Annotated in this window: 11 protein-coding genes and 2 tRNA genes; 7 read left to right on the forward strand and 6 right to left on the reverse strand. The window is 68.7% G+C overall.

From position 1 onward, the window contains the following. Positions 1-22 precede the first annotated feature (22 nt). Positions 23-523, reverse strand: a complete 501-nt coding sequence (locus tag ABFX45_RS38665) for a PadR family transcriptional regulator (RefSeq protein ID WP_109639780.1) — start codon at positions 521-523, stop codon at positions 23-25. Between the two features lie 386 nt (positions 524-909). Between ABFX45_RS38665 and ABFX45_RS38670 the strand changes: the two genes are divergently transcribed. Further along, positions 910-1,110 (forward strand): hypothetical protein, encoded by a 201-nt coding sequence (locus tag ABFX45_RS38670; protein ID WP_030470381.1) that lies wholly within the window; start codon positions 910-912, stop codon positions 1,108-1,110. 78 nt (positions 1,111-1,188) lie between these two features. On the opposite strand, the gene ABFX45_RS38675 is transcribed toward ABFX45_RS38670, so the two are convergent. The 3 genes from ABFX45_RS38675 to ABFX45_RS38685 form a co-directional block, all read right to left on the reverse strand. After that, positions 1,189-1,262 (reverse strand) — tRNA-Met (locus ABFX45_RS38675). Between the two features lie 245 nt (positions 1,263-1,507). Beyond that, positions 1,508-1,581, reverse strand: a tRNA-Met gene (locus ABFX45_RS38680). A 53-nt stretch (positions 1,582-1,634) separates the two neighbouring features. Continuing rightward, complete coding sequence (locus ABFX45_RS38685) at positions 1,635-4,634, reverse strand: UPF0182 family protein (RefSeq protein WP_109639778.1); 3,000 nt, start codon at positions 4,632-4,634, stop codon at positions 1,635-1,637. 94 nt (positions 4,635-4,728) lie between these two features. Between ABFX45_RS38685 and ABFX45_RS38690 the strand changes: the two genes are divergently transcribed. Next, positions 4,729-5,268, forward strand: coding sequence for a PPA1309 family protein (locus ABFX45_RS38690; RefSeq protein WP_109639776.1), 540 nt, complete (start codon positions 4,729-4,731; stop codon positions 5,266-5,268). A gap of 224 nt (positions 5,269-5,492) precedes the next feature. On the opposite strand, the gene ABFX45_RS38695 is transcribed toward ABFX45_RS38690, so the two are convergent. After that, the gene (locus tag ABFX45_RS38695; protein ID WP_233440036.1) at positions 5,493-6,572 is read right to left on the reverse strand and encodes a YlbL family protein; all 1,080 of its coding nucleotides are present in this window, start codon (positions 6,570-6,572) and stop codon (positions 5,493-5,495) included. A gap of 44 nt (positions 6,573-6,616) precedes the next feature. Between ABFX45_RS38695 and ABFX45_RS38700 the strand changes: the two genes are divergently transcribed. Continuing rightward, on the forward strand, positions 6,617-7,921 hold the full coding sequence (locus ABFX45_RS38700) for a zinc-dependent metalloprotease (RefSeq protein WP_109639772.1): 1,305 nt from the start codon (positions 6,617-6,619) through the stop codon (positions 7,919-7,921). Positions 7,922-8,097: 176 nt separating this feature from the next. Here the strand turns inward: ABFX45_RS38700 and ABFX45_RS38705 are convergent, their stop codons facing one another. Continuing rightward, complete coding sequence (locus ABFX45_RS38705; RefSeq protein WP_109639770.1) at positions 8,098-8,625, reverse strand: M48 metallopeptidase family protein; 528 nt, start codon at positions 8,623-8,625, stop codon at positions 8,098-8,100. A 195-nt stretch (positions 8,626-8,820) separates the two neighbouring features. Between ABFX45_RS38705 and ABFX45_RS38710 the strand changes: the two genes are divergently transcribed. The 4 genes from ABFX45_RS38710 to ABFX45_RS38725 all read left to right on the forward strand — a co-directional run bounded on the left by ABFX45_RS38710 (position 8,821) and on the right by ABFX45_RS38725 (position 11,800). Further along, positions 8,821-8,976: a DUF5679 domain-containing protein gene (locus ABFX45_RS38710; RefSeq protein ID WP_169774275.1), complete on the forward strand. Its 156-nt coding sequence runs from the start codon at positions 8,821-8,823 to the stop codon at positions 8,974-8,976. A gap of 45 nt (positions 8,977-9,021) precedes the next feature. Beyond that, on the forward strand, positions 9,022-9,822 hold the full coding sequence (locus ABFX45_RS38715; RefSeq protein ID WP_146231739.1) for a cyclodehydratase: 801 nt from the start codon (positions 9,022-9,024) through the stop codon (positions 9,820-9,822). Continuing rightward, complete coding sequence (locus tag ABFX45_RS38720) at positions 9,819-11,129, forward strand: ABC1 kinase family protein (RefSeq protein WP_109639765.1); 1,311 nt, start codon at positions 9,819-9,821, stop codon at positions 11,127-11,129. Before ABFX45_RS38715 ends, ABFX45_RS38720 begins: the two co-directional genes overlap by 4 nt. An 86-nt stretch (positions 11,130-11,215) precedes the next feature. Then, positions 11,216-11,800: a hypothetical protein gene (locus ABFX45_RS38725; RefSeq protein WP_346135713.1), complete on the forward strand. Its 585-nt coding sequence runs from the start codon at positions 11,216-11,218 to the stop codon at positions 11,798-11,800. The last annotated feature ends 510 nt before the right edge of the window (positions 11,801-12,310 follow it).

Below are 12,310 nucleotides of genomic sequence, written 5' to 3' on the forward strand. Positions count from 1 at the left end.
CCGGTGCTGCTGGCGCTCTCTTCTACGCGGTCGGAATCGCGTCGAGCAGCTTGAGAACGGCCTTCGCGTGAGCCAGGCCGAACTCGGCCACCGCCTTCGCGTAGGGGTCCTCAGCGGTCTTGGCCGCGCTCTTCGCGCTCTCCTGCTCCTGACCGTACGTCGTGCGCGCGGTCGTGATCAGGGCCTCTCGCTGCTTGGCGGTCAGCGAGCCGGCGTGCACCAGGCGCAGGATGAGCGGGCTGCGGAGGTGGTCCGGGCCGGGCTCGGACAGCAGCCAGTTCTTGAAGGCCTTCTTGCCCGCCGCGGTGAGCACGTACTGCTGGCTGGACCGCGGTCCTTGCTTGCCGAGTCGCAGCAGGCCCTGATCGGCCAGCGCGGGCAGCTCGCGGTACACCTGGCTGCGGGTCACGCTGAAGAACGCGCCGAAGCGATCTCCTGCCTCCGCCACCAACTGGCCACCGGTCTTGGGTCCGTCGTGCAGCAGCCCGAGCAGGGCGGCTGCGGTCGCATTCAGGTCTGACACAACGACAACGTTCCCACGTCTGGGGGAAGCTGTCCACAATGGTCAGCCGTTCTGTCCACAGTGGCTGATCACCGGGCTAGCCTGTTGGGCCATGCGGAGCAACGAAAAGTCTCGCTGAGTAAGCGGCAGTTTCCGCGCCTCACGCGTTTGGCCGCTTGACCGTCCGTGTCCATCCCGGATGGAAAAACCCTTCGCAGAAACGAAAGTCACCCGATCTCACTCGATCGGCGGTACGACTCTCACCGGCCGGAGCCACCCGAATGGACGGACGTGAGCCTCCGTCGCACAACCTGGTGATGTCCGCGCGCACCCCTTTCCCGCGCCTGCACAACCGGGAAAATGATCATTGCCAGGCAGGCTCGCGAGAACCACGGAGGTCGGGGACGATGAACATCAAGTGGCTGGACCACAAGAAGGTGGCAGCGCACACGGTGGCGTGGATGACCGGAGGCATCCCGGAGCAGGCGGGCAAGGACGAGTGCATGGTGTGCGGCAAGCAGATCCGCAAGCACCGCACGGTCAACGGCGAGGGGCGGATCTGCTCCAGCATGTTGTGCGCCCAGTACTGGGCGGAGAACATGACCTGAAACACACCGGCCGCGCTCTTCGCGTTGATCGGGAATAAGCAGAAGGCCGGAGCCTGATGGCTCCGGCCTTCTGTCTAGTAGCGGGGACAGGATTTGAACCTGCGACCTCTGGGTTATGAGCCCAGCGAGCTACCGAGCTGCTCCACCCCGCGCCGCTTCTAGCTTGTCTTGCTGTTGTAAGTAGAACTATACACCCTCTGGAAACCCGTTTTCACCACCCCCCGCGAACCGCGATTTCCGCAGGTCATCGGCAGGTTCACCGCCGACACAGCGCGGCCTGTTCAACCTACGGGGGCCTGGGGGCTTGCCCCCAGGGCGGGGCTTGGAGGCTCCGCCCCCAAACAAATGCGAAAAAGCCCTGTTCGCGTTCTCCGCGAACAGGGCTCTCCCGGCTTTGTAGCGGGGACAGGATTTGAACCTGCGACCTCTGGGTTATGAGCCCAGCGAGCTACCGAGCTGCTCCACCCCGCGTCGGTATGAATAGAACCTTACGCGGGGTGGAGCGCTTTGTGCAAATCGGGTGGTCAGCCCGAGGGTGTGGGCGACGGAGCCACCGACGACTGGCCGGCCGGCGGCGCCGCGGGAGCCCCGGTGTTGTACTGCTTGAACCGCTTCGTCGCGTCGTCCAGGCGCGCGTACGCCTGGCCGAGCTCGGTGAAGTTGCCGCTCTGCTGAGCCTTCTTGATGTCGGCCAGCGCAGCGTCGATGTCGTTGATCGCCTTCTGCAGGTCGGGGCTGAGCACCCCGTTGGCAGGCGGCGTCGTCGGCGGCGTCGAGGTCTGGCCGTTGCCGTTGTTGTCGCTCGGTGGCGGCACGACCGCACCGGCACCGCTCAGCACCTGGTCCAGCGCCTCGTTCAGCGTGGACGCGTAGCCGACCCGGTCGCCGTACCAGACGAGCACCTTGGACAGCTGCGGGTACGACGTGTTCTGCGAGGCACGTTCGATGTAGACGGGTTCGACGTAGAGCAGCGCGCCACCAACCGGGAGGGTGAGCAGGTTGCCGTAGACGACCGTCGTCTTCTGCTGTGCCAGCAGGTTGAGCTCGCGACTGACGTTGTCGGAGGTGAGGAACTGCGTCTGGATCTGCTGCGGCCCCTTGGCGTCCTGTGTCAGTTGCAGCACGCTGATCTTGCCGTAGTTGTCCGGATCGGACGCGACCGAGACGTAGGCCGCCATGAACTCGCGGTTTTCCCGGACCAGCGGGCTCTGCAGCTGGAAGCTGACCTTCTTCGGGTCGTTCGGGTCACCGGCCAGCACGTAGAACGGTGGCTGGCGGTCCCTGCGCTTGCTCGCCGCGTCGCGCTGCGCGTCCGCCGTCGTCACGTTGTCGATCGTCGGGTCCTGCGGCGGCTCCCAGTAGCCGACACCGGAGTAGAAGTCCGACGGCGACGAGACGTGGTACTTCGACAGCATCTGCCGCTGCACCTTGAACAGGTCCTCCGGGTAGCGGAAGTGCTGGCGCAGCTCGGGCTTGATGTCGCTGCTCGGCTTGACCGTGCCGGGGAAGACGCCCATCCACGCCTTGAGGACGGGGTCCTTCTCGTCGATCGCGTACAGGTTCACCGTGCCGTCGTAGGCGTCCACAGTGGCCTTGACCGAGTTGCGGATGTAGTTGACCGGCTTGTTGACCTGCGAGACCACCACGCCGTCCGCGGTCAGCGAGTCGTTCGTCGCGTCACCCAGCGGCGTGCGCTGCGCGTACGGGTAGCTGTCGAGCGTGGTGTAGCCGTCGACGATCCACGTGATGCGACCGTTGACCACGGCGGGGTACGGGTCGCTGTCCACCGTCAGCCACGGCGCGACGGCCTGCACGCGGTCGCGCGGCGTGCGCTTGAACAGGATCTTCGACTCGTCCGCGATCGACTGGTTGAAGAGGATGTTCCGTTCGCCGTAGTAGGCCGCGAACGCGAGCTTGTTGAACAGGCCGCCGATCGGGACGCCGCCGGAGCCGGTGTAGGTGTAGGCCTTGGCGTCGGTGTCGTACTCCGCCGCCGAACCCTGCGGCCGGCCGCCGACGATCGAGTAGTCGTTGGCGCCGAACAGCTCACCGTAGTAGGTCCGCGGCTGGTCGACCTTGATGCCGTTCTCGGCGTTGCGGACCGCGCCGTCCGGCGCGACCTCACCGGTCTTGAACTCGGGGTAGCCGCCGTTGGTCTGGTCGGCCACGGCGTTGACCTTGTTGGCCTCGGCGTAGACGAAGCCGTTACCGTGCGTGTAGATGAGGTGCTGGTTGATCCAGTCGCGCTGGCCCTGCGGCAGGCTGTCGAGCTTCAGCTCACGCACCGCGACGATGTAGTCGCGCAGCTTGCCGTCCACTGTGTACCGGTCGACGTCGAGCTTGTTCGGGAAGCCGTAGAACGGCCGCAGCTGCTGGAACTGCGTGAACGTCCGCGCGAGCACCGCGGGGTCGAGCAGGCGGATGTTGCCGAGCGTGCCCGCGTCGTTGGTCTTGATCTGGTCGTTGCTGATGGTCTGCTTGCCGTCGTAGGGCTTCGTCTCGACCTTGTCGTCGGTCAGTCCGAACGCCTGCCGGGTCGCCGCGATGTTGCGCGTGATCGACTCGGCTTCCTTCGCGATGGCGTTCGGCTTGACCGAGAACTGCTCCAGCACCGCGGGCCACGCCGCGCCGACGAGCACGCTCGAGAGCACCAGCAGGACCGTCGCGATGGCCGGCAGCTGCACGTTGCGCATGAACGCACCCGCGAAGAACGCGATCGCGCAGAACACCGCGATGCACAGCAGGATCAGCTTGGCCGGCATCACCGCGTTGAGGTCGGTGTAGCTCGCGCCGACGAACTTCTCGGTGTCGTGCAGCAGCAGCTCGTACCGGTCGAAGAAGTACGCGACGGCCTTCAGCAGCACGAACGTGCCGGCGACCAGCGCCAGGTGCAGCCGGGCGGGCCCGGACAGCTGACCGCCGCGACCGGCGAGCCGGATGCCGCCGAACAGGTAGTGCGCGATCACCGCGCCGATGAACGACACCGCGGTCGTGATGAACAGCCACGACAGCACCCACTGGTAGAACGGCAGCTGGAACGCGTAGAAGCCGATGTCGTGCCCGAACTGCGGATCCGTCACGCCGAACGGCTGGGCGTTCAGGAACAGCTGGATCTGCTGCCAGTCCGCCTGCGCCGACGCGCCCGCGATCAACCCGATGAACACGGGGATGCCGATCGCGAACAACCCCATCCGCCGCATCACGACGGTGCGGTAGCGGGCCACCGGGTCATCGGGCCCCGAGACCGGCACGAACACCGGTCGCGACCGGTACGCGAGCCAGAGGTTCAGGGCGACGATGCCGCCGACCACGACCCCTGCGGCCACGAACAGACCCAGCCGGGTGAGCAGAACTGTGCTGTAGACGTTGCGGAAATTCACCTCGCCGAACCACAGCCAGTTCACGTAGGTGTCGAGCAGCCGCGATCCCGTGATGAGACCGAACATGAGCACGACACCGACGATGAGCAGGATTCGGCTGCGTCGGGACAGTTTCGGCAGTCCGACTGGAGGCCGTGTGGCCACGAGGCACGCTCCTGGATCGCGGAATTTCAATACGTACGTTTAGTCCAACTCTACGGACGACGCCCTGGGTTCCCGCGAAGCCCGCAGTCTTACGATGACACGCGTGTCAGCGAGTGAAACGCCAGCGGTCATCCTCCCGACGGTCGCCCGCGAGGTTGAGGAGTTCGTAGGTGCGGGCGGCTGGGAGCAGCCCCCGCAACTCTTCGCCCTCGTGGCCACCTCAGACCTGATCGCCCAGCAGCCGGAGCTGCGTGACCAGCTCGATCCGGAGTCGTCCCCGCTGACGCCGATCGCGCAGGACGCCCTGGAAGGCGACCTGGCCGACGCGCTCGCGGGCATCGAGTGGCCGCCGGCCGTCACCGGCTGCGCGCTGGCCCAGGAGATCGTGGTCCTGCCACCGGAGGCGGAGACCGAGCTCCACCACGGCGAACTGGACGACGAAGCGGCCCGCAGGTTCGCCGCAGAGCACCCGGCCCGCCGCGAGGCCCGCCTGGTGGCGGCCGTGCTGCGCGACGGTTCGGTCTCCTGTGTGCTGCGGCTGCGCGGAACGGTCGAGGTGCCAGAGGAGGTCGTCGAGCACCCCGAGCTGGCGCCCAACCTCACCGACGCCCTGCTCGCCACGCTGCGGCCCTAGTCGTCACACCCCCAGGCTGGCACAACCCCGGCGCCTGCTCGCGCCGGGGTTGTCAACTCGTTGTGCGCTGTTCGCGAGAAGCGGACGACCATCCGCTGTGACGGTCGACCTGGTCGGGACCATGCACGTCCCCATCTCCCCTGCAGAGCTCGTGAAGGCGGGCCGCGAGACGGTTCCCGGGGATCGACGATCCGCCCGTCATCGAGGCTCGAGCTGACCGGCCGTCAGCAGCCCGGGGTGGGCTCGCCCTTGTTCAGCGCCTCCAGCGACGACACCGCGTCCTTGAGGTTCTCGACCTTGATCAGCGTCAGACCCTCGGGGGCCTGCTGCTTCGCGTCCGTGCAGTTGGCCGAGGGCACGAGGAACGCCGTAGCGCCCGCTTCCTTCGCCGCGACCATCTTGAACGCGATGCCGCCGATCGGCTTGACCGTGCCGTCGCCGGTGATCTCGCCGGTGCCCGCGATGGCCCTGCCGCCGTTGAGCTCACCGGGCGTCAGCTTGTCGACGATCGCCAGCGCGAAGATCAGGCCCGCGGACGGACCGCCGACGTCCGACAGGCTGATCTTGATCTTGAACGGCACGTCGGCGCGGTCGACCGGCGAGATGCCGATGAAGCCCGCCGGGCGGCCGTCGTCGCGGGTGCCGAGGGTGAGCTGGGTCGACTTCGAGGTGCCGTCCTTCTCGAAGGCCACCTCGATGCGGTCGCCGGGCTTGGTGTTCTCCAGGGCGGCGCTGACGTCCGCGGAGCTCTGCACCTGCTTGCCGTTGACCGAGATGATGCGGGCGCCGAGCGGGATCACGTTCTCCGCCGGGCTGCCCTTGGTGACCTGGTTCGCGATCACCTTGCCCGGATAGCCGAGGTAGTCCAGTGCGGCGACCTCCGCGGAGGTCTGGGACTCGCTGAACGCGAGCTCGTTGTTGCGCTGCACCTCCTCCTCCGACTCGCCGGGCTTGAAGAACTCCTCGCGCGGCGCGAGCGCGTAGCGGCCGGAGAGCCACAGGCCGAGTGCGCCGAAGAGGGACATGTCGTCGGTGAGCGAGACCGTCGTCATGCGCAGTGTCCCGTTGGTGGGGAAGGTGTTCTGGCCTTCCACCGAGATCACGTCGGCGTCCTTGACCTTGCCGAGCACGTCGTAGGTCGGGCCGGGGCCCAGCGCGACGTACGGGACTCTGGCGAAACCGCCGAGCAGTCCGAGTGCCGCCACCACTAGGAAGCTGACGATCAGCGTCCACGTCCGGCGGGTCAGTCCGCGCTCCCTCGGCGGGGGCGCGGGAGCGGGTGCGGTCGTGACGGTTTCACTCACGGCTGAACAGCGTACGACCATGTGGATCCGCGTACGGTAGAGGCATGAGTGACGTGCCGTTCGGGTTCAGCCCGCACGACCCCGACGACAAGAGCGGGAAGCCGGGAGACAACCCGTTCGACTTCAGCCAGCTGGGCAACATGCTGAGCCAGCTGGGCGCGATGCTGAGCAGCGCAGGATCGTCGAGCGGGCCGGTGAACTACGACCTCGCCAAGCAGATCGCGTTCCAGCAGCTGTCCTCGACGACGACCACCGTCGGGTTCGCCGCCGACCAGTCCGGCGCGGTCACCGACGCCGTGCACCTGGCCGAGATGTGGCTCGACCCGGTCACCTCGCTGCCCGCCGGCACGCGCACGACGCAGGCCTGGACCGCGCGTGACTGGATCGAGAAGACCATCCCCACCTGGCAGCGCCTGTGCGACCCGGTCGCGCAGCGGATGTCCGGCGCGTGGGTCGAGGCGATGCCCGCCGAGGCGAAGCAGGCGGCCGGTCCGCTGCTGTCGATGCTCGGCCAGATGGGCGGCATGGCGTTCGGCTCGCAGCTCGGCAACGCGCTGGCGCAGCTCGGCGCCGAGGTCCTCACCTCGACCGACGTCGGACTGCCGCTCGGCCCCGAGGGCACGGCGGCGCTGCTGCCCGCGAACATCGAGAAGTTCACCGAGGGCCTGGAGCGCCCGGCGTCCGAGGTCATGGTGTTCCTCGCCGCCCGCGAGGCCGCTCACCAGCGCCTCTTCACGCACGTGCCGTGGCTGCGGCAGCGTCTGCTCGACACTGTCGAGGAGTTCGCCAAGGGCATCAAGGTCGACACGTCCGCCCTGGAGCAGCTCGCGGGCCAGATCGACCCGTCCAACCCCGCCTCCATCGAGGAGGCCATGAGCTCCGGCCTGCTCGAACCGCAGACCACCCCGGAGCAGAAGGCGGCGCTGACCCGCCTGGAGACGATGCTGGCCCTGGTCGAGGGCTGGGTGGACGTGGTGGTCGACGCCGCCGTGTCCGAGCGCCTGCCCGGCGCCGCGGCGCTGCGCGAGACCCTGCGCCGCCGCCGCGCCTCCGGTGGTCCTGCTGAGCAGACGTTCGCCACGCTCGTCGGCCTCGAACTGCGCCCGCGTCGCCTGCGGGCCGCCTCTGCCCTGTGGAAGCTCGTCGGCGACCAGCACGGCGTCGAGGTGCGCGACAGCGTGTGGGAGCACGCCGAGCTCATCCCGACCGCGGAGGACCTGGACGACCCGCTGGAGTTCGCCGAGCGCCTGGCCAGCACCCGCAAGGCGCTCGAGGACCCGATCGCCGAGCTGGAGCGCACGATGCGCGAGGACGGCGACAAAGGCGGGGACAAGACCGAGGAGAGCTGATCGGCTCCTGAACATGCGAAACGCCCGGCGAGGACTGTCCTCGCCGGGCGCTTTCGCGTCGGGGGTCCGGGGGCTTGCCCCCCGGCGTGGGATCTGGGGACTCGGCCCCCAGAAGACACGTGGAACGAAATGCGGCGAGCGCACTCCGCGAGCACACCCCTCCATTGAGTGAACCCTCAGTCCTCCGTCATCCCAAGGCCTGCGGCGGCCGAGAGTCCTTCCAGGTAGCCCATGGCCCGCTCGGTCTTCGGGTAGTTGTGCACCCACTCCCAGAAGTCCTTGCCGTGGCCGGGCACCAGCAGGTGCGCGAGCTCGTGCACCAGCACGTAGTCGAGCACCCACGGCGGTACGTCGCGCAGCCGCTCGGACACCCTGATGGTGCCCTCGGTCGGCGTGCACGACGCCCAGCGCGTGCGCATGGGCGGCACCCAGCGCACGCTGACGGGGTCGGCGAGCGAGTCCAGGTAGCGCGCCGACAGCTCGGTGCACCGCGCCATCAACGCCTCGTCCGACGTTCGCGCAGGGCTCTTCCTGCGCGTCTCGCTGCGCTGGAGGCGGCTCAACATCTCCGCCACCCAGTGCTTCTCTTCCCCCTTGGTCATCCGTGCCGGCAGAAGGACGACGACGGTGTCGCCCTCCCGGTACGCGCTGACCATGCGGCGGCGCCGGGGGCTCCGCCGCACCTCCACCCGCGGTTCGGCCATGCAGTCACCGTAAACGGCGCCACCGACAATTTTCGGCCCCCAACCGGCGGCAGCCGCGCACCCGGCGGGTGAAGTTCCACCGAACGGCGGCTGGACACGCGCAGGATGAACATGCGCGGTTTCGCCGCGTCGCCCAGGTACCGTCGCGACAAGGTCCCCGAGTGTGTCCGCACTCACAACTGCAAGGGAGGGGCTGTGGCCGAGAAGTACAACGGCTACTGCGTCAAGTGTCGGGAGAAGCGCGACTTCGACGGCAAGGTCGAGGAGACCAACGGCCGGCGCATGGCGAAGGGCACCTGCCCAGTCTGCGGCACGAAGATGACGCGGATCCTCGGCAAGGCCAAGGTTTGACGTTTCCGCTGGCAGGGGGCCTCGCCCCCTGCCAGTCTTTCTGATGTGGACTCAAGACCTCGCGTACGCCCAGGACTCGCCGTGGTGCGCCGCGGCCCCGGCACCGTGCAGGTCGGCATCGACCCGAAACACGCCGTGGTGATCGACTCACTGCCTGAAGCGCTGGTCGACGAGCTCCTCACCCTGGACGGCCGCCACACCATCGCTGAACTGGGTGAAAGACTGAAAAGCCGCGGCGAGGACCCCACCCAGCTGGGTGACGTGCTCGCCGCGCTCGAAGAGGCCGGCCTGCTCGACACCGGCTCCCCCGCGAAGGGCGCGACGGTCGCCGTCCACGGCGCCGGGCACCTCGCCCTCTACATCACTTCGCTGCTGGCCGAATCGGGCATCCGGCTCGCCCACAACGCCGACCTCGTGGTGCTCGCCGCGACGCTCGTCCCGGATCCGGGACTCGTCAGCGCGCTGATGGCGTCCCGCACGCCTCATCTGGCCGTGCGCGTGCGTGAGGGCGTGGGCATCATCGGACCGCTCGTCCTGCCCGGCCGCACGAGCTGCCTGAACTGCGCCGACCTGCACCGCGCCGACCAGGACCCGGCGTGGCCCGCCATCGCGGCGCAGCTCGCCGGCAAACCGGCCTCCACCGACGTGCTGTTCGCGTCGGGCACGGCAGCGTTCGCCGTGGTGCAGACCCTGGAGTCGTTGATCTACGTCCGCGGGCGCGACCTGCCCCCGCCACCAGTGCTGAACGCCACTCTCGAACTCGACCTGGTGGCGGGCGTTGCTGAGAGGCGAAGCTGGTATCCGCACCCTGACTGTCAGTGCTCCGCACATAACATGGCCGAGTGACCGAGATTCCGCGCAAGGCCGTGCAGCGCACCGCCAAGCTGGCGAGCCTCCCGCTCGGGGTGGCAGGCCGGGTTGTCGGCGGCTGGGGGAAGCGACTGACCGGACGCGCGGCCGATGAGGTCAACGCGGAGGTGACGGCCAAGACGGCGGAGCAGGTCTTCGCGGTGCTCGGCCAGCTCAAGGGCGGCGCGATGAAGTTCGGCCAGGCCCTGAGCGTCTTCGAGGCCGCCGTCCCGGACGAGCTGGCCGCCCCGTACCGCGAGGCGCTGACCAAGCTGCAGACCGCGGCCCCGCCGATGCCCGCCCGCACCACCCACCGCGTGCTCGCCGAACAGCTGGGTGCGTCCTGGACGAAGCGCTTCAAGTCGTTCGACGACGACCCTGCCGCATCGGCGTCCATCGGCCAGGTGCACCGCGCGGTGTGGCACGACGGCCGCGACGTGGCGGTGAAGGTCCAGTACCCCGGCGCCGACGAGGCCCTGCGCGCCGACCTCAAGCAGCTGCTGCGCTTCTCCCGGCTGCTGCAGGCGATCATGCCCGGCACCGACGTGCGCCCGCTGCTGGAGGAGCTGCGCGACCGGTACCTGGAGGAGCTCGACTACCGCGACGAGGCCGCCAACCAGCGCACCTTCGCCAAGGCCTTCGAGGACGACCCGCACGTGCTCGTCCCTCGCGTCGTCGCCTCGTCGCCCAAGGTCATGGTCACCGAGTGGACGTCCGGTGTCGGCCTGTCGACGATCATCCGCGAGGGCTCCGTCGAGGACCGCGACCTGGCCGGCCAGCGACTGGCCGAGTTCCACTTCTCGGCCCCCTCGCGCTCGGGCCTGCTGCACGCCGACCCGCACCCCGGCAACTTCATGCTGGGCGACGACGGCCGTCTGCGCGTGATCGACTTCGGCGCCGTGGCCCGCCTCCCCGACGGCCTGCCCAAGACCCTGGGCCTGATGACGAGGCTCGCGCTGGACGGCCGCTCCGCGGACCTGGTCGAGCTCCTGCGCACCGAGAACTTCATCCGCGAGGGCATGGTCCTGCACGGCGACGACGTGCTCGGCTACCTCGCCCCGTTCGTGGAGCCGCTGCGCACCGAGTCGTTCCACTTCACCCGCCGCTGGCTGCAGTCGCAGGCGGAACGAGTGGGCGACCTGCGCAGCCCCGATTCCCAAACGGGCCGCTCCCTGAACCTGCCACCGCAGTACCTGCTGATTCACCGCGTGACATTGGGCGCGACGGGCATCCTCTGCCAATTGGACGCCCATGTGACCGCACGCGAAATCGTCGCGCGCTGGCAGCCGGGATTCGACGACTAACTCGTCCGAGTGAACCCGGGCCAAGTTGTCCACAGGTTGACGCTCACCCCGGTTCGACGGCGTCCCCGTCCGCCACGATAGACCGCATGACCCCCATCGCAACCACCGCTGACCTGCGCAAATCCGGACTCTCACCGCGCGAGATCCTGCGCCACTGCACCCCCGCCGGTCCGTGGCAACAGGTGCTTCCAGGCGTAATCCTGCAAAAGCCGTCACCGCCGACCCGCCTGGACCGGCTTCGCGCGGCTCTGTTCTTCGCGGGCCCTTCATCGGTGATCACGGGGGCGGACGCGCTGTCCCGGCAAGGCGCCACGATCCCTCTCCCCCGGCACATTCACGTGCTCGCGGGAAAGAACACGCGAAGAGCACATCCGCAAATTCTTCTCGAACGCACGAATCGGCCGCCGGGCGTCGTGGAGTGCCACGGCCTGCGGCTGGCCCACCCGGCACGGGCCGCCCTGGACCTGGCTCGCCGCGAGACCAACCCGCGCGCCGTCGTGGAGATCCTCGACGCCGTGGTGGACGCGCGGCTGTGCTCGCCAGCTGATCTTCACGAAGAGCTGGGGTTGAGCAGCCGACGAGGAACGGCGCTGGTCAGGCAGGCCTTACGCCACCTGTATCCGCTTCGCGTCTCGTCGCCCCAGGCCGGTCCGCGAGTCCGGCCGGACTGAGCCGGCGACGCACCCCGACCCGCCCCGGCGCCGACAATTGCGCACCCCTGAACCCCGGCGCGGCGCGATGTCCCCGACCCCACGACGATCCCCGGCCACCAGCCACGCCCGACGCCGAACCGGAGACGCATCCGAGCTCGCCCCACGACAATCGGCCACCAGCCGCGACCAACCCCAAGCCAGGGCGCGCCCGAACTCGCCAACCCACCGAGCAACGCGAACCCGAGCGCAACAACCCACATGAGACGTGCCAGCCCGAAACCCGGCGCGGCGCGATGTCACCAACCCCACGACCACCCGGCCACAAGCCACGCCCGACCCCGGACCAGAGACGCATCCGAGCTCGCCCCACGACAATCGGCCACCAGCCGCAACCAACCCCAAGCCAGGGCGCGCCCGAACTCGCCAACCCACCGAGCAACGCGAACCCGAGCGCACAACCCACATGAGGGGTGCCAGCCCAAAGCCCGGCGCGCCTGACCAACCCCACCCCAGCGGCCAACCCACTGG

Source organism: Lentzea roselyniae, assembly GCF_039537795.1.
In the GTDB taxonomy this organism is placed as follows: Bacteria; Actinomycetota; Actinomycetes; order Mycobacteriales; family Pseudonocardiaceae; genus Lentzea; species Lentzea atacamensis.

Bases quoted from the DNA above. Each gene is read 5' to 3' on its own strand.
- ABFX45_RS38670 (WP_030470381.1), top strand. From the start codon at position 910: ATGAACATCAAGTGGCTGGACCACAAGAAGGTGGCAGCGCACACGGTG.
- ABFX45_RS38690 (WP_109639776.1), top strand. From the start codon at position 4,729: ATGACACGCGTGTCAGCGAGTGAAACGCCAGCGGTCATCCTCCCGACG.
- ABFX45_RS38700 (WP_109639772.1), top strand. From the start codon at position 6,617: ATGAGTGACGTGCCGTTCGGGTTCAGCCCGCACGACCCCGACGACAAG.
- ABFX45_RS38705 (WP_109639770.1), bottom strand. From the start codon at position 8,625: ATGGCCGAACCGCGGGTGGAGGTGCGGCGGAGCCCCCGGCGCCGCCGC.
- ABFX45_RS38725 (WP_346135713.1), top strand. From the start codon at position 11,216: ATGACCCCCATCGCAACCACCGCTGACCTGCGCAAATCCGGACTCTCA.